This is a genomic window from Siccirubricoccus sp. G192 (assembly GCF_019084075.1).
In the GTDB taxonomy this organism is placed as follows: Bacteria; Pseudomonadota; Alphaproteobacteria; order Acetobacterales; family Acetobacteraceae; genus G192.
On the sequence record NZ_JAHREN010000001.1, the window covers coordinates 4,207,286 to 4,223,229 of the forward strand.

Consider the following 15,944-nt stretch of genomic DNA (forward strand, 5'->3'; position numbering starts at 1 on the left):
AGGCGCCGGGGCGCCTCACGGCCGCGGCGGCGCGTCCCGCCCCGTCAGGTAGCCGAGCAGCCCGAGGGCCAGCGCCACCGCCAGGGTGCCGAAGGCGATCGGCCAAGCCGCCGCACCCGGCGCCACCGCCACCGCCCAGCCGGTCAGCGCCGGCAGCGCCGCGCTGCCCGCGGTCTGCGCCAGGTTTACCGTGGTGGCGCCGCGCCCGACCAGGTGGTCCGGGAACAGCGACCTTCCATGCGCCACCACCACCACCGGGTAGCAGGACAGCAGGCAGAGCAGCACCAGCAGCCCCACCGCCACGGCCAGCGGCGGCTGCGGCCAGAGCGCCAGCGCCGCCAGCACCAGCACCACCCCGGAAGCCAGCCCCGCCACCAGCCATTTCCGCGTGTTCAGCCAGCGCTCCAGCGGCCCGACGCCCAGCAGCCCGGCCGAGAGCGTGAGGCCCATCACCAGCAGCACCACGCCGCGCGGCCCCGGTGCCAGCCCATGCACCTCGGCCAGGTAGGGCCCGGCCCAGACCGCCAGCACCGTCGCCATGCTGGCATAGCCGACCAGGTGCATCGCCAGCACCGGCAGCAGCCCCGGCGTGCGCCAGACCGTCACCTGGCCGAGCAAGGCCGCCCCCAGCGTCTCCGCCGGCCGCAGCGGCGGCGGGCGGTGCGGCGGGTCGTCCCGCACCCAGACCCACCAGAGCAGGCCGAGCAGCAGGGTCAGCGCCGCCGAAACGGCATAGGCGCCGCGCCAGCCGATCAGCCCCGCCGCCGCGGCGAAGGGCGCGCCGGCCAGCAGGATGCCGGCCTGGCTGAGCGCAAACACCCGGGCCAGCGCCGTGGTCAGCCCCTCCCCCGCATACCAGCGGGCGGAGAGCACCACGCTGGCCATGAAGCTCGCGGCGCAGCCGAGGCCGAGCAGGAAGCGCGCCGCCAGGAACCAGCCGGCATCCGGGGCGAAAGCCTGGGCCAGCGCGCCGAGCGTGGCGGGCAGGGTCAGCAGCGCCACCGTCAGCCGCGGCCCGATCCGGTCGAGCGCCAGCCCCACCGGGATCTGCGCCAGGCCCATGGCCAGGAAGAAGGCGCCATTCGCCGCCCCCAGCATGGCCGTGCCGGCGCCGAGATCCGCCGCCAGCTCCGGCCCCACCACGCCGAGCGCGGCGCGGTGGAACTGGCTGGCGCTGGTCGCCACCACCAGCGCCAGCAGCAGCCGGGTGGCGGGCGAAAGCCCGGTCCGGGCGGGCGGGAAGGCCGGGCCGTCCATCAGGGCAGGGCGTTGATGCCGAGCGATTCGCCGAGCCGCCGCGCCCCTTCCGGCGTCAGCCGCAGCCGGCGGCGGCCGAGCGGGTCGGCCGGCCCCTCGGGCGGCAGCCGGCCGAGCCAGTGGCGGCGCAGGCAGCAGGCGGCGATCTCGCGGCCGAGGCCGCCGGCCAGATGCGGCCGCCGCTCCGACCAGTCCATGCAGTCGCAGGCGAAGCGGCGGGCGCGGCGGGCGGCCGGCAGGTCGATGCCGAGCCCGGCCAGCCCCGCCTCCCCGGCGGTGGTGGCGGCCCAGCCGCCCTCGGCCGGGGCGATCCAGCCCCGCCCCACCAGCGCCCCATGCAGCGCGACGCCGAGCCGCCCCGCCAGGTGGTCGTAGCAGAGCCGCGCGGTGCGGAGGGCCTCGCCATGCGGCCAGCGGCGGGCGGGGGTGACGGTCATGGTCAGCCCGCCCAGCATCTCGATCGCCGCAGCCACTTCCTCGGAGGCCAGACGGTGGTAGCGGTGCCGGCCCTGGGGATGCACCAGGACCAGCCCGCCCTCCACCAGCCGCGCCAGATGCGCGCTGGCGCTGGGCGCGCCGATGCCGGCGATGCGGGCCAGCTCGCCCGCGGTCAGCGCCTCACCGCTGAGCAGGGCCTGCAGCATGGCGGCGCGGGCGGGGTCGCCCATCAGGGCGGCAAGGCTGGCGAAGGCGGCGGGTGTGGCCATGGCGGGAGTGTAGCAGCCCCGCGCCCGGCCGGCTTCGCCCCCGAACGAAGGACAGCGCGCGCGTTGCATGGCAGGCTGCGCCGGCAAGGGAGGCAATGCCATGATCGCCGTGATCTTCGAGGTGGAACCGGCCGAGGGCCGGATGGACGACTATCTGGACCACGCCGCCCGGCTGCGGCCGGCGCTGGAAAAGATGCCGGGCTTCCTCTCGGTGGAGCGGTTCCGCAGCCTGAGCAATCCAGCCAAGCTGCTCTCCCTCTCCTTCTGGGCGGATGAGGCGGCGGTGGCGAACTGGCGCAACCATATGGGCCACCGCGAAACCCAGGCGGCGGGGCGCGACGGCATCTTCGCCGGCTACCGGCTGCGGGTGGCCTCGGTGCTCAGGGACTACGGCATGAATGAGCGGGAGCAGGCGCCGGCGGATTTGCGGGCAAGGCATGGGGGGTAGGGCCGAGGGGGGCCTTGCCCCCTCGGGCGCCCCCTGGACCGGCGGGGTTTGCAAGCTGGGGGGTGAGGTGCGGGCGGGCTGCTCCAGCCTACCGTTCCTCTGGCGGCCTGATGTGCCGGAACGCCGCCAGCAGGGCGAAGTCGTAGAGGATCTTCAGCACGCCGCAGGCGACCAGGGGCAATTCCTGGTACCCCGCGGCGAAGACCGCCCCGGCCAGGGCCGGGCTTGCCGCCGCGGCGAGGCTGCGCGGGACCGCGGTGAAGCTCGCCGCGGCGGTCCGCTCCGCCGGCGTGACCACCGCCATGACGTAGGAGCTGCGCGTCGGCACGTCCATCTGGGAGAGCGCCGACCGCAGCAGGAGCAACCCGAGCGCGACCTCGGCAGTCGGCGCGAGCGTGGCCGCGATCAGGCACAGGCTCGACGGGATATGCGTGAATACCATGGTGTTCACGAGCCCGATCCGGGCCGCGAGCCAGGCCGCGACCGGAAAGGAGAAGGCGGAGAGCACGCCCGACCAGAAGAAGAACAGCCCGGCCTCGGCCAGGGACAGGCCGAAGCGCTCGAAGAGCCAGAGCGCCAGCAAGGACTGCACCGCGAGGCCGCCCGCGAAGGAATCCACGCAGAACAGGGCGGCAAGCCGCATGACGATGCCGCGGGATGGCCCGAGCGGCGCATGCCGCCCGATGCGGTCGGCCGCCGGGAGCGGCGGGATGGGCCGATACGCCAGGAAGCACGCCACGCCGAGCACGGCATAGACCAGGAATGCCGACCGAAGCGCGAGGAGCGGGGGCATTCCGGCGGCCGCCATGGCATCCGGGGCAGCCGCGGCCAGGGCTCCCAGCGCCGCGGCGAGTGCTCCGACGAGGCTGTAGCGGGCGAAGATCGCGGTGCGCTTGGCATCCGCCGCGGCATGCGTGAGCAAGGCCTGCTCCAGCGGGGCGAAGATGCTGACACTCCCGGCCGAGGGATTGATGGTGCCGACCAACGCGACCGCGGCGATCGCGGCGAAGCCCGCGACCGCGGCGAAGCCGAGCCCGGTCGCCGCCATCAGCAGCGCCGCCAGCAGGAGCAGCAACCGGGGATCCACGCGGGTCCCGACGAAGCCCATCCCCAGCGTCATCAGCGCGGAGCCGAGCAGGGCCGTGGTCGCAACGGCGCCGACCGCCGCCGCGCCGAAGCCGAGCGCGACGAGGTAGGCGGGCAGCAGGACAGCAACGAGGCCATCGCCGAAGTCGCGCAGCCCCCGCGCGATGAAGATATGCCGGACAGGATCGCGGGTCGCCGCGATGCCGGTGGCCATGGCGGCACGGGTCGAAGGACTCACGGCACCTCCTCGGCTTCCAGGGCGTCGAAGTGGGTGAGGCTGTCGGCCTTCGTCCAGACCCCGACCCTCCCCGCCCCCGTGAAGGTGCGATCCGCGGCCGCGAACAGCATCCGTCCATCCAGTGAGATCTCGAACCGGTCGCCCCGGACCATCAGGCCGAGCGCCTGCCAGCGGTCGCGGGGCACACGGGCGTCGGTCCCGGCAAACTGGATCCGGCGCCCATCGACCACGCGATACAGCCGGACATTGTTCTCCAGCGCATTGGCGCGGGCGACGTAGTAGTTCCGGGCATCACGGTAGCGGACCACGAGGCCCGCCGCCTGGTCCACCCGGCCATCCACGGGGCGGAAGCGCACCGCTGCCGCGACATCGCGGGCCTCGAAGCCGTCCAGGACGGCGTGCGGGAAGCGCGTGTCGGTCCGGTCGCGGCTGGTCTCCGCGAGCACGCGCGGCCCGGCGGGCGCCGAGGGGTCATCCAAGACGACCCAGCGCGGCGGCGGACCGCCGCCCGTGAACCCGAGGGCGAAGCCAAGCGGCGGGCCACCCACTGGCATATCCTCGAAGTCCTGCCGAATGTGCCTGCCTTGGGCATGCACCGATCCGGCGACGAGCGAGCCCGCCGCCAGGAGAAGTCCGCGCCTGCCGATGTGCCGGGTGAAGTGCGCCATCAGGTTCCTCCTGGCCGCCTGCAGGGCGGCTGTTGGTACGGCATTCGCGCCGGAAGCTGCCCTTCTAGTGGTGCGTGCCAGACGGTTGTTACCGCCTGGCACGCACCACTAGCCGTTGATTTCGTGGGCCGATTCACCTGACACTTGGGAACCAAGTGTCAGGTGAATCGGCCCACTAGACATTCGCCGAGGCCGTGGGTCCCCCCCGGTGGACTTCGTACCCGGGGCACTCCTCGCGCGGCGGAACCCCTCGATGTCGGCCGGAGGACCCGTGCGTCACCATGCCGCCCAGCCGAACGTCAGGCCGACCCGGACCTCGCTCACGGCACGCCCGTTCACGCTCGCCTCGCGCAGACCCAGGTCGAACGAAAGGTTCTCCCGGACCCGCCAGATCGCGCCGACGAGGCCGGAGACGGTGGTGGCGGTGCCGAACTCCCGCTCGACGAAGAGCTCCGCGACCGGGCGCACCCGCCAGTCGGACGGCCCCTCGAAGATGGTGCCGACGAACAGGTCGGCCCGGTGCTCGTGGGTCAGCGCCGCCGCGGCGTTGAGGTGGACGGTCAGCCCGGACCACCGCTGGGACACGATGGCGGCCCAGCTCGCGCCCACGCCGCTCTCCTGGTGGATGCCCGGCAGCAGGAGCCCGGACTCCGTGGCGACGCTCGGCCCGGCCCTCTCCTGGAGCACGCCGTCGCGCAGCATCCCCTTCAGGAGCAGGGCGTTGCCCGCGAAGCTGGCCCGGTGGGCGGCGGAGGACAGCGCCTCCTGGCCGCGCCCCTGGAGCACGAGCTCCCATCCCTCGGCCAAGCCGAGGTTGAGCACGTAGGCGGGCGCGATCAGGGTCCGGTCGGAACCATCGAGCAGCACGCCCGCCGGGCCGAGCTCCAGCTCGAACTCCCTGGGCGGCGCCACGGCCGCGTCCGTGCTATCGAACGGCCTGTAGCCGAGCGCGTCATGGCTGCGCGCCAGCAGGGCCGCGCCCAGCAGCACCGCCCGGCATGCGGGTCCCAGGTGGGGCGGAATCGCCAGGCAGGAGCGCATCGCCCTGACCCCCTCCGCATCAAGGCGGACCCGGCCGCAGCACCCAGACCGCGGCGGGCTCGCCCGGGGCGGCGCGCACGGCGACGAAGAGCCGGTCGAGCTCGGGCACGAACAGCCCGGTGCGGGCCCCCACGGCGGTCGGCAGGCGCGTCAGGTGGCGCGGGATGCGGGCAGCCTCCGCCCGCGCGCCACCCGGATCCTCGAACGTCTCCACCACGCCCTCGCCGCAGATGGCGTAGAGGCGGTGTCGGCGCGCGTCGAGGAAGAGGTCGTCGGCGTCCCCGCAGAGCGGCAGCCGGGCGAGCACCGCGCCGTTGCCGAGGTCGAGGACGGCGAGCGTGGGCGGGCCGCGGAACCCCACGAACAGGCGCCCGCCGCGCTCGTCGAGGGCCATGGGGAAGTTGGCCCGGAACCCAGGCACCGACCAGGTGGCGACCTGCCGCCGCGTGGCCCGGTCGAGGACCGCGACGGCGTCGCCCGCGCCCGGGAGGTTGGCGAAGGCCCGCGGCCCCGTCGCCTCGAGCTGGAAGGATTCCGGGTGCGCGGGCAGCGGGATGGTCGGGCCGACCTGCTGCCCAGTCGCGGCGTCCAGCGCCGTCAGGCCGCCCCTGGCGCCCGCGGCCCCGTGCCCGGCGCCGCCGTGGCCCACCCAGACGAGCCCGCCGCCCGCCGGGTTGGGGCGCAGGTTGTCGGCGTCGGCGCCGAGGAGCGTCCGGCCGAGCGGCACGAGGTCGGTGCCGCGGTAGCGCTCGACCGTGCCGTCCCCGGCATTGGCGACCAGGAGGACGTCCGCGGCGGGGACGAACGCCACGCCCTGCGGCTCCCGCAGGCCACGAATCCGGTGCGCGGCGGCCCCCGCGGCGAGGTCGACCACGCTCAGGCTGTCGTTGCCGAGTTCCGCGACGAAGAGGCGGCGGCGCGCGACGTCCACGGCGAGGTGGTCGATGCGGCCATGGACGTCGCCGAGCGGGATCTTCGCCTCGACCTGCATGGGTGCCTCCCCGTCCGGGCCCTGCCGCGCTGCCGCGGCGAACGGCGCCGCCAGCGCCAGGGGCAACCCAAGGACCCGTCGGCGGCCCGGTGCGCTTCCCATCGCCTGCGGTTCCTTCCCGAGTGGCGCGGTCACGGGCGTCGCCTGCGCCCGGTGGTGCCCCGGCGGCTCATGCGCTCAGCGCTCCGCCCGCTTCGAGTTCGTGCGGTCGAGCGCCGCGCGCAGGCCGCGCCCGAGCCGCTCCGGGTCGTTCACGGCCCAGAAGTGCATGAAGAACAACCGCGGCTCCTCGCCGAGCATGTGGTTGTGGATGGCCGTGACCTCGATGCCGTTCTCGACCAGCGCGCGCTGAACCGGCACGACCTCGGCCGCGGTCAGGACGAAGTCGCCGGTGATGGCGCCCCTGCCGTTCCCGGCCGACTGCAGGTTGATCGCCGTCCCGAGGCCCATGCCCGGCGGCACCTCCTCGCCGTGCTCGCGGATGGCCTCGGCCCGGGGCACCGAGACGGCGTAGACGCCGCCCGCGGCGCGGCCCTCGCGGCCGAGCGCCCTTGCGAAGGCGCTGGTGTCGAGGCCCTCGATCCGGTCCTCGCCGGCCGGGCCTGCCGCGCCCTGCAGCGGCGTCGCCGTCTCGTCCAGGGCCTTGCGCAGGGCGGTGGCGAGGTGGGCCGCGTCGCCCCGGCCGGAGACGTGCAGGTACATCGTCTCGGGCTGGGCGCGCAGCAGGTGGTTGTGCAGCGCCGTGACCTCGACGCCGCCCTCGGCGAGACGGCGCATGACCGGTGCGACCTCGCCCTCCAGCAACACCAGGTCGCCCATCGCCATCACCTCCGCGCCGTGCTCGTGGAAGGCAAGCCATGAGCCGAGCGCGAAGCCCGGACGGAGCCGCAGGGTGTCGAGCGTCACACCCAGGTCCGTCCGCGGCAGGGCGACGCGGTAGATGCCGCCCGGCATGTCGGCTCCCGGCTTGCCGAGCACGGAGGCAACCGTGCGCCGCCAATCGGCGTCACCGGCGGAGGGCACGGGTCCGCTCCCCTGCGCAAGCCCGATGGCCGGCCAGGTCAGCGCAAGGCCGAGCAATGCGGCCCGAAGGCTGGTTCTGCGCATCATGCGAAGTCCTCCTCGTCCGGTCCCCTTTGCCCCCCATCCAGAACTCAGGCTCCCGCGATGAGCCTGGGAATCCCCGAACCCGCCTGTCCGGCCGGACAGCCAGCGGAAGTTTCGCCGGGCGGATGCTGGCAGGGCTCCGGGACCGCTGTGGACGTCCTCGCCTGTCCGAACATCCATGGCGCGAGGGGCATCCGGCGTGCCGAGCGGCCGAGCAGGTTGGGATGGGGTGATTGGGTCGGGAGCTTGCATGGGCGTCCCCTCCGCCGGCGCTTGGCGCCGGAGTGTGGACGCGATGCTTGGGCCGAAGCCTCACGGGGCGATCGCGGAAGCCCCGTGCGCCCAGGATGGGCAGCAGGGCCAGGCTCGTCAAGGATCACCTTGCTCTGGCGACGGTGCGGCGCCTCGAAGCCAGGCAATGACTGGTTTCAACCCGGGTCGGCCCCCGCCGCTGGCATTCCATTGCATTTCAGCGCAGTTCATGATATGTTCCAAGCACTTTCCCCGGGTGACGGAGCCCGCCATGCCTCGCTTCACGCCCCGCCGCGCCTGGATGCCGCTCTCCGATGCCGAATGAGCCGCGCTCGCGCCGCATCTCCGCCGCTGGATGAGGGCCGCGCCCGGCACGGCCGGGCGGCGGGCCGGACGGCCGCTCGGGGATGAATGGCGCAACCGCATGGACGCCATGCTGCACGCCGCCGTCTCCGGCCAGCCCTGGCACGCCCTGCCGGAGCAGTTCGGCAAGGGCGACACCGTCAGCCGCCACTTCCGCCGCCTCACCCATGCCGGGCTCTGGGCCCGGCTGCTGGCGGCCTTGGCACTGCCTCGCTGCCCACCGGCGCTCCGCGCCATCGAGTACTGGCTCTGCCGCGCCGCCCGCCGCGCCATGCGCCTGCTCGGCATGGCCGGCCTGACGCTCGCCCGCCGCCTCGGCCTCTACAGCGCGCTGCCGATGCTGCCCTGCTACATGCCGAACCGGAATTTGTCCGAAGCCTTGCACCGCTTCCAGGCCAGGCTGCTGGATCGGCTCTTCTCGGACCCGCCGCCGCCCGGCACCCTCACCCGGCTCGGCCGCCTGCTCGCCTATGCCGGCGGCCGCAGGGTATGGTCGAAGAAGCTGGCCCCACCCTGATGCCCGAACTCACGGTTTCCAAAGGCCCTTCGGCCTTTGGTGGGTGGGTCCCAGGGAGGGCAACGCCCTCCCTAGGCTGCCGCCTATCCGCCCCCCAGCCACCCCCGCAGCCGCGCCGCCGCCGCCGCCATATCCGCCTCCGGCCCGCAATAGCTCAGCCGCAGGAAGCGGTTGCCGCGCTCGCGGTCGAAATCCACCCCCGGCGTCGCGGCGATTCCCGCCTCGGCCAGCATCCGGGCGCAGAATGCCGTGGCGTCGTTGGTCAGGTGGCCGATATCGGCCCAGAGGTAGAAGGCGCCATCGGCCGGCGAGAGCCGGTCCAGCCCCGCGGCCGGCAATTCGCGCAGCAGCAGGGCGCGGTTGCGGCGGTAGCGGGCGATATTGGCCTCAAGCTCCGGCTTGCAGGCAAAGGCCGCCTCCGCCGCCACCTGGGCGATATGCGGCGCCGAGATGAAGAGGTTCTGCGCCAGGCACTCCACCGGCCGCACCAGGTCCTCCGGCAGCAGCAGCCAGCCGATCCGCCAGCCGGTCATGGAGAAATACTTGCTGAAGCTGTTCATCACCACGGCGCTGGCGGAGAAGCCCGCCGCCGTGGCCTCGGCCACCTCGCCATAGGTCAGGCCGTGGTAGATCTCGTCGGAGATCAGCCGCACCCCATTGGCCTCGCACCAGCGGGCGATGGCGGCGAGGTCCTCAGGCGGCAGCATGGTGCCGGCGGGGTTGCAGGGGCTGGCGATGATGAGCCCCTCCGGCCGCGGGTCCAGCGCCTCCAGCATGGCAAGGCTCGGCTGCCAGCGCGTCGCGGTGTCGCAGGGCAGCAGCACGGGCTGCATGCCGAGCGCGGTCAGTATATTCGCATAGGGCGGGTAGAAAGGCGCCGCCATGGCCACCCGGTCGCCGGGGTCGAAGGCCGCCAGGAAGGCCAGCGGAAAGGCGCCGGAGGCACCGACCGTCACCGCGATGCGGCTGGCCGGCACGGTCACGCCGTAACGCTCGGCGTAATGCAGGGCGATGCGCTCGCGCAGCGAGGGCAGGCCGAAGGCCTCGGTATAGCCGAGCGGCGCGGCCCCCTGGAGGGCGCGGATCGCCGCCTCGGCGGCGCCGCGCGGGGCGCCGGTGCCGGGCTGGCCGACCTCCATGCGGATCACGCCGAGCGAATCGCCATGGGCGCCGGACGGCAGCGTGGCGGCCCGGGCATTGGCCGCCGCGATCACGTCCATCACCAGGAAGGGCGGCGCTGCGGCGCCGCGGCCGATCTTCAGCGCCATGCCCTACTGGTCCACGGCGCCGAGCGCCACGCCGGTGCCGCGCGGGTCGGACCGCGCCACGCAGCGGTCCGGGTAGCCCGGCAGGTAGTTCAGGCAGGCGCCGATCTGCGCCCGCCCGGTGCCAAGCGTGCCGTTCTCCAGCGCCGCTGCCGTATCCGCGCCGCGCAGCAGGTGCAGTGCCGCCGGGCCGGCCACCGAAATCGGCGCCGCCTGCTGGCCGGAGGCGGCGATGCCCATGCGGAAGGCCCGCAGGTTCGGGTTGTAGGCGATGGCGGCCGAGAGCAGCGGCGGCTGCACCGCGCCGATCCCCGGCGCCGCGGCCAGCAGGAAGCCCATGCCCGGCGCCATCCGGCCGGTGCCGAACAGGTTGTTGAGGGTGAAGGCGCAGGTCACGGCATTGCCGCTGCGGTCGAAGACCATCAGCCCGGCCGAGGCCGGCAGCACGCCAAGCCCCGGCCCGCCGGCCGGCGCCGCCGCGGTGAGATAGGCGCGCGGGTCGCCGCCCCGCTCCCGCCAGGCGGCGGCGGCGGCCAGGCCGCGCTGCGCCGCCGCCTCCAGCCCCTGCCCCGCCTGCAAAGCGGCGAAGCTGACGGCAGCGGCCAGGCCGCCATCGGCCGGCGGCGGCAGGAAGGCGATCTGGTCACCGCCACGGCTCGGCAGCACCAGTGGCGCGGCCAGGTTGGGCAAGGCGGCCCGCAACTCATCCAGGGTGAGGCCGCCGCCGGCTGCCTGGGACACCTCGGCCAGCCGCCGGGCCAGGTTGCCCTGATGCAGGTCGCCGACCCCGGCCACCCGCAACTGGCCGAGCGTGCCCGCCAGTTCCGGCTGCACCAGCCGCTGCCCGGCCTGGAGCGGCGCCCCGCCGGGCCCGGCGAAGACCGAACGCGCGCCGGGATCGGCCAGCAGCGGCCCCGAGACCGCGGCGAGGTCGGCGGCCAGGCCCCGGCCCATCTCGGTGCCGAAGCGGGCAAGCTGCTCGGCCGGGGCGATCAGCTCCTCGAAGGGGCGGCCGGGCTTGCGGGTATGCAGCGCGAAGAGGCCGCGGGCCAGCAGCGGCACCGCCGCCGGGCGGTCGGCGCCGGGCGGCACGCCCGCCGGCGCGCCGGGCAGGAACAGCACCGCCTCGGTCGCGCCCTTGGCCGGGTCGAAGACCAGGCAGGCGCCGCCGCCGCCGAGCCCGACGCGGGAGGGCAGCGTCACCGCCATGGTGAAGCCGGCCGCGACGGCCGCATCCACCGCGGTGCCGCCGGCCGAGAGCACGCTCCGCGCCGCCAGCGCCGCCGCCGGGTCCTCGGCCGCCACGCCGCCCAGGAAGCCGCGCACGAAGCCGGGGGCGCCCTGGGCCGGGCCGCTGCCGGTGAAGGGCGAGAGCAGGCTGTTCATCGTCTCGCAGCCGGCCAGGGCCAGGGTGGCGCCGAGCAGCGCGCCGGCGCGGATGCCCCGCCCGCTTCCGTTCCGCCGCCCGCCCGCGTCTGGCCCCGGCGCGGCCCCATGCGCTTGCCGAGCCAGCGATTCACGCCCTGGGTGTTTCCACCCGGGACGATCGCAGGCTAGAGAAATCCCCATGCGGAAGGCGCTAGCCCTGCTCTCGGCGCTGCTGGTCATGCTGGCGTCCCCGGTCCCCGTCCTTTGGCCCTCGCGGGCATGGGCGCAAGGCGGCGCCGTGGTGACGGTGCGCGACGCGGAGACCGAAAGCCTGCTCCGCATGATCGCCCATCCCCTGTTTCGCGCCGCCGGTGTGGATCCCGCCCTGGTGCGCATCACGCTGATCCAGGCGCGGCCCATAAACGCCTTCGTCACCACCGGCAACCGCATGTTCATCAATACGGGGCTGATCCAGCAGTCCGAGACGGTCGGCGACCTGGTGGGCGTGCTGGCGCATGAGACCGGGCATATCGCCGGCGGCCATATCTCCCGGCTGCCGGAGGAGATGCGGAACGCCATGATCCGCTCCATCGCCGGGATGCTGCTGGGCGGCGCGGCGGCGGCGGCGGGCGGGCGGGATGTCGGCGGCAACGCGGCCGGCGCGCTGCTGCTCGGCAGCCAGGCCATGGCGATGGGGGAGCTCTATGCCTTCACCCGCGCCCAGGAACAGGCGGCGGACCAGGCGGGCATGCAGTACCTGGAACGGCTGGGCTGGTCCGGCCGCGGCCTCTCGCACCTGCTGGAGCGGATGCAGGAGCAGGAATTGCTCTCGGAGGCGCGGCAGGACCCGTATTTCCGCACCCATCCCCTCTCCCGCGACCGGCTGGAATTCACCCAGGACTGGGTGGCCCGCAGCCCGCATGCCGGCGCCGCCTTCCCGCCCGGCTTCGAAAGCGGCTTCCGCCTGGTCCGCGCCAAGCTGGACGGCTTCATCGGCGCCCCCGCCACCACCCTGCGGCGCACCCGGGAGGAGGATGCCTCCGCCCCCGCGCGCTATGCCCGCGCCATCGCGCTGTTCCGCTCCGGCCGCACCGATGCGGCGCTGGAGCTGCTGGAGGGGCTGCTGCGGGAGGAGCCGGGCAGCCCCTGGCTGCGGGAATTGCAGGGCCAGATCCTGTTCGAGGCCGGGCGGCTGCGGCAGGCCATCCCGGTGCTGCGGGAGGCGGTGCGGCTGGCTCCGGGCGAGCCGCTGATCCGCCTGGCGCTCGGCCGCGCGCTGATGGAGGCGGGCGAGGCGCCCCTGCTGCGCGCCGCCGTGGGTGAATTCGAGGCCAGCCTGCGCATGGAGCGGGACAATGCCTTCGTCTGGCGCCAGCTTGGCATCGCGGAGGGAAGGCTGGGGCGGATGCCGCGGGCGGATATCGCCCTGGCCGAGGAAGCCATGCTGGAGGGCGACTACGCCGCGGTGCGCCTGCTTTCCCGCCGGGCGGCGGCGGCGCTGCCGCCCGGGCCGCTGCGGCTGCGCGCGGAGGACCTGCGCCATGCCGCGCAACGGGATAACCTGACGCGCGAGCAGCGCGACGCGGAAGACGCCATGCGACGGAGAACAAGACGGTGAAGATTGTGTTGGGCGCGGTAATCGCCCTTGCCCTGGCGACCTCGGCCCATGCCCAGGAAAGCGCGCGGTTCACGCCCGAGCAGCGGCAGGAGGTGGTCGGCATCCTGCGCGAGGCCCTGCGCCAGGACCCCTCCATCCTGCGGGACGCGCTGGTGGCGCTGGAGGCGGCCGAGACCCGGGACCGCGAGGGCGCGCTGCGCGCCGCCGTCGCCGCCCATGCCGATGCCCTGTTCCGCGACCCCGCCGACCCGGTGCGCGGCAACCCGCAGGGCGTGGTGACGCTGGTGGAATTCTTCGACGCCCGCTGCGGCTACTGCAAGCAGTTGCACCCGACCATGGAGCAGTTGCTGCGGCGGCAGCCGGATGTGAGGCTGGTGCTGAAGGACCTGCCGATCCTCGGCCCGAACAGCGTGCTGGCCAGCCGCGCCCTGCTGGCGGCGCAGCGCCAGGGCAAATACGCGGAACTGCACGACGCGCTGCTGAAGCTGCGCGAGGAGCCGGCCGAGCCGGTGCTGCGGCGCGAGGCGGAGCGGATCGGGCTCGACTGGGCCAGGCTGCGGCGGGAGATGGACGATCCCGTGGTGCAGCAGCGGCTGGCCGGCACCATGCGGCTCGCCCAGGCGCTCCGGATCGAGGGCACGCCGGCCCTGGTGATCGGCGATACGGTGATCCCCGGCGCGGTCGATCTGGCGACGCTGGAGCGGCTGGTGGCGGAAGCCAGGCCAGCGAGGTAGCGCGCCATGCCGCATTTCCTCTGCACCACCTGCACCACGCAATTCGCCGAAAGCCCGGCGCCGCCACCCAGGTGCCCGATGTGCGAGGATGAGCGGCAATACGTGCCCGCCAGTGGCCAGGGCTGGACCACGCTGGAGCGGCTGTGCGGGTCCCACACCAATGGCTGGCGGATGCTGGAGCCGGACCTGCTGGCGGTGCAGACCACTCCGAGCCTCGGCATCGGCCAGCGGGCGCTGCTGGTGCGGACGCCGGCGGGGAATTTCCTGTGGGATTGCATTGCCCTGCTGGATGGGGCGACGGAGGCGATGATCCGGGCCTTCGGCGGACTGGCGGGCATCGCCATCTCCCACCCGCATTACTATTCCAGCATGGTGGAATGGGGCCGCGCCTTCGGCTGCCCGGTCTGGCTGCACCAGGCGGACCGGGCGCATGTGATGCGGCCGGACCCCTGCCTGCGGTTCTGGGAGGGCGAGGAACAGCCGGTGCTGCCGGGGCTCACGCTGCACCGGTTGGGCGGGCATTTCGCCGGCGGCACGGTGGCGCATTGGGCGCGCGGCGCGGGGGTGCTGCTTTCGGGCGACATCCTGCAGGTGCTGCCGGACCGAAAGCACCTCGGCTTCATGCGGAGCTACCCCTGCCTGATCCCGCTGCCGCCGGAGCAGGTGCGGCGCATGGCGGCGCGCTGCGAGGCATTGGCCTTCGATGCGATCTATGGCGCCTTCGAGGGGCGGGAGATCACGACAGGCGGGAAGCAGGCGGTGGCGCGGTCGGCGGAGCGGTATTGCCGGTGGGTGGCGGGGATGGTGGAGCCGTGAGGGGCCTGCTGCACGACCCTCGCCCATCGGCATCCTGCCGGGCGGCTGCGGTGGCAAAGCGTCCACCAGGCCCGGGCCGGTAGATTTCCGGTGGCGCATCGCTCCGCCCGTCTCATGGTGCTTGACAGGCGCCTTCATTTCCATGATTCTAGAGATATGGAGAAAGCAGGCGCCATCGCCGCCCTCGCGGCCCTCGCACAGGATTCCCGCCTCGATATCTTCCGCCTGCTGGTGCAGGCCGGCGGCGAAGGGCTGCCGGCCGGGCAGATCGGGGAGCGGCTGGGGCTGCCCTCGGCCACGCTCTCCTTCCATCTGAACCAGCTTCGTCAGGCTGGCCTGGTGACCTTCCGGCGGGAGGGGCGGTCGCTGATCTACGCGGCCGAATACGGTGCCATGAACGACCTGCTGGCCTACCTGACCGAGAATTGCTGCCAGGGCGAGCCGGCCGGCTGCGACGCCGGCCTCTGCGATGCCACCGCCCTCGTCAAAGCCAAGGAAGGGAGCACCCGCCAATGAAGCGCCTGCATGTGCATGTGTCCGTCGAGGACATCGCCCAATCCGTCCGGTTCTACAGCGCCCTCTTCGCCACGACGCCGAGCGTCCTCAAGCCCGACTATGCGAAGTGGATGCTCGATGATCCGCGCGTGAATTTCGCCATATCCGCGCGTGGCAGGGCGGGTGGCCTCGATCACCTTGGGATTCAGGTCGAGACGCCGGAGGAACTGCACGAGGTCTATGGCCGGCTGCAACAGGCCGACCGGCCGGTGCTGGAGGAGGGCGCCACCACCTGCTGCTATGCCAGGTCGGAAAAGTCCTGGATCACCGACCCGCAAGGGCTGTCCTGGGAAACCTTCCTGACGCATGGCGAGAGCACGGTCTATGGCGACGGCTTCGGCGCCGAGGCGGTCAGGACCACGGGCGGGGCCTGCTGCGCGCCGCAGGTGCAGGCAAAGCCGGCGGCCGCCTGCTGCGGTCCCGCGCTGGCGGAGGAGCGCGCATCGTGACCGTCACCATCTACCACAACCCGGCCTGCGGCACGTCGCGCAACGTCCTCGGCCTGATCCGCAACAGCGGGGAGGAGCCGCAGGTCATCGAGTACCTGAAGACCCCGCCAGGCCGGGAGGAGTTGGCCAGCCTGATCGCCCGCATGGGAATCCCGGTGCGCGACCTGCTGCGCCGGAAGGGCACGCCCCATGATGCGCTCGGGCTGGACGATCCCGGCCTCACGGATGACCAGTTGCTCGACGCCATGATGGCGCATCCGATCCTCATCAACCGGCCGATCGTGGTCACGCCGCTCGGCGTGAGGCTCTGCCGCCCATCCGAAGCCGTGCTCGACATCCTGCCCGCACCACAGCATGGCGCCTTCGCCAAGGAGGATGGCGAGGCGGTCACGGACGCCCGGGGCAACCGGGTGACGGGGTCCGCACCTTGAGCGTGACGGCGGCCGAGGCGGCCAAGGCGCCCT

General features: G+C 73.7%; 17 protein-coding genes. 8 read left to right on the forward strand and 9 right to left on the reverse strand.

All coding sequences use genetic code 11. The annotated features are described in order from the left end of the window. Nucleotides 1-15: 15 nt before the first annotated feature. Together KSF81_RS20300 and KSF81_RS20305 are read right to left on the reverse strand one after the other, a co-directional pair. Complete coding sequence (locus tag KSF81_RS20300; RefSeq protein WP_217380503.1) at nucleotides 16-1,257, reverse strand: MFS transporter; 1,242 nt, start codon at nucleotides 1,255-1,257, stop codon at nucleotides 16-18. Next, on the reverse strand, nucleotides 1,257-1,964 hold the full coding sequence (locus KSF81_RS20305) for a helix-turn-helix transcriptional regulator (RefSeq protein ID WP_217380504.1): 708 nt from the start codon (nucleotides 1,962-1,964) through the stop codon (nucleotides 1,257-1,259). The genes KSF81_RS20300 and KSF81_RS20305 overlap by 1 nt, the downstream gene beginning before the upstream one ends. A gap of 100 nt (nucleotides 1,965-2,064) precedes the next feature. Here KSF81_RS20305 and KSF81_RS20310 point away from each other — a divergent pair, with 100 nt between their 5' ends. Beyond that, nucleotides 2,065-2,412, forward strand: a complete 348-nt coding sequence (locus KSF81_RS20310; RefSeq protein ID WP_217380505.1) for an antibiotic biosynthesis monooxygenase — start codon at nucleotides 2,065-2,067, stop codon at nucleotides 2,410-2,412. Between the two features lie 88 nt (nucleotides 2,413-2,500). Here KSF81_RS20310 and KSF81_RS20315 read toward each other — a convergent pair whose 3' ends face one another. The 5 genes from KSF81_RS20315 to KSF81_RS20335 all read right to left on the reverse strand — a co-directional run bounded on the left by KSF81_RS20315 (nucleotide 2,501) and on the right by KSF81_RS20335 (nucleotide 7,546). After that, the gene (locus KSF81_RS20315) at nucleotides 2,501-3,736 is read right to left on the reverse strand and encodes an MFS transporter (RefSeq protein ID WP_309139633.1); all 1,236 of its coding nucleotides are present in this window, start codon (nucleotides 3,734-3,736) and stop codon (nucleotides 2,501-2,503) included. After that, nucleotides 3,733-4,404, reverse strand: a complete 672-nt coding sequence (locus KSF81_RS20320) for a hypothetical protein (protein WP_217380506.1) — start codon at nucleotides 4,402-4,404, stop codon at nucleotides 3,733-3,735. Before KSF81_RS20320 ends, KSF81_RS20315 begins: the two co-directional genes overlap by 4 nt. A 276-nt stretch (nucleotides 4,405-4,680) precedes the next feature. After that, nucleotides 4,681-5,445, reverse strand: coding sequence for a hypothetical protein (locus tag KSF81_RS20325; protein WP_217380507.1), 765 nt, complete (start codon nucleotides 5,443-5,445; stop codon nucleotides 4,681-4,683). Nucleotides 5,446-5,464: 19 nt separating this feature from the next. Then, complete coding sequence (locus KSF81_RS20330; protein ID WP_217380508.1) at nucleotides 5,465-6,436, reverse strand: YncE family protein; 972 nt, start codon at nucleotides 6,434-6,436, stop codon at nucleotides 5,465-5,467. 177 nt (nucleotides 6,437-6,613) lie between these two features. Continuing rightward, on the reverse strand, nucleotides 6,614-7,546 hold the full coding sequence (locus KSF81_RS20335; protein ID WP_217380509.1) for a DUF1259 domain-containing protein: 933 nt from the start codon (nucleotides 7,544-7,546) through the stop codon (nucleotides 6,614-6,616). 604 nt (nucleotides 7,547-8,150) lie between these two features. Here KSF81_RS20335 and KSF81_RS20340 point away from each other — a divergent pair. Beyond that, nucleotides 8,151-8,675 carry a transposase gene (locus KSF81_RS20340; RefSeq protein WP_217380510.1) on the forward strand — a complete coding sequence of 175 codons (525 nt, stop codon included), beginning with the start codon at nucleotides 8,151-8,153 and terminating at the stop codon, nucleotides 8,673-8,675. 83 nt (nucleotides 8,676-8,758) lie between these two features. On the opposite strand, the gene KSF81_RS20345 is transcribed toward KSF81_RS20340, so the two are convergent. Both KSF81_RS20345 and KSF81_RS20350 read right to left on the reverse strand, forming a co-directional pair. Continuing rightward, complete coding sequence (locus tag KSF81_RS20345) at nucleotides 8,759-9,943, reverse strand: pyridoxal phosphate-dependent aminotransferase (RefSeq protein ID WP_217380511.1); 1,185 nt, start codon at nucleotides 9,941-9,943, stop codon at nucleotides 8,759-8,761. A 3-nt stretch (nucleotides 9,944-9,946) separates the two neighbouring features. Further along, nucleotides 9,947-11,326, reverse strand: a complete 1,380-nt coding sequence (locus tag KSF81_RS20350) for a gamma-glutamyltransferase (protein WP_217380512.1) — start codon at nucleotides 11,324-11,326, stop codon at nucleotides 9,947-9,949. 181 nt (nucleotides 11,327-11,507) lie between these two features. On the opposite strand from KSF81_RS20350, the gene KSF81_RS31165 reads away from it, so the two are divergent. The 6 genes from KSF81_RS31165 (at nucleotide 11,508) to arsC (ending at nucleotide 15,911) form a co-directional block, all read left to right on the forward strand. Beyond that, entirely contained in the window at nucleotides 11,508-12,926 is a 1,419-nt protein-coding gene (locus KSF81_RS31165; RefSeq protein ID WP_217380513.1) for a M48 family metalloprotease, read from the forward strand. After that, nucleotides 12,923-13,660: a DsbA family protein gene (locus KSF81_RS20360; protein ID WP_217380514.1), complete on the forward strand. Its 738-nt coding sequence runs from the start codon at nucleotides 12,923-12,925 to the stop codon at nucleotides 13,658-13,660. The genes KSF81_RS31165 and KSF81_RS20360 overlap by 4 nt, the downstream gene beginning before the upstream one ends. 6 nt (nucleotides 13,661-13,666) lie before the next feature. Continuing rightward, nucleotides 13,667-14,476 (forward strand): MBL fold metallo-hydrolase, encoded by an 810-nt coding sequence (locus KSF81_RS20365; protein WP_217380515.1) that lies wholly within the window; start codon nucleotides 13,667-13,669, stop codon nucleotides 14,474-14,476. Between the two features lie 156 nt (nucleotides 14,477-14,632). After that, a complete protein-coding gene (locus KSF81_RS20370; RefSeq protein ID WP_217380516.1) occupies nucleotides 14,633-14,992 on the forward strand; it encodes a helix-turn-helix transcriptional regulator in 360 nt (119 codons plus the stop codon). Further along, a complete protein-coding gene (locus KSF81_RS20375; protein ID WP_217380517.1) occupies nucleotides 14,989-15,480 on the forward strand; it encodes an ArsI/CadI family heavy metal resistance metalloenzyme in 492 nt (163 codons plus the stop codon). The genes KSF81_RS20370 and KSF81_RS20375 overlap by 4 nt, the downstream gene beginning before the upstream one ends. Continuing rightward, nucleotides 15,477-15,911, forward strand: coding sequence for an arsenate reductase (glutaredoxin) (gene arsC / locus KSF81_RS20380; RefSeq protein ID WP_217380518.1), 435 nt, complete (start codon nucleotides 15,477-15,479; stop codon nucleotides 15,909-15,911). The genes KSF81_RS20375 and arsC overlap by 4 nt, the downstream gene beginning before the upstream one ends. Nucleotides 15,912-15,944: the final 33 nt, after the last annotated feature.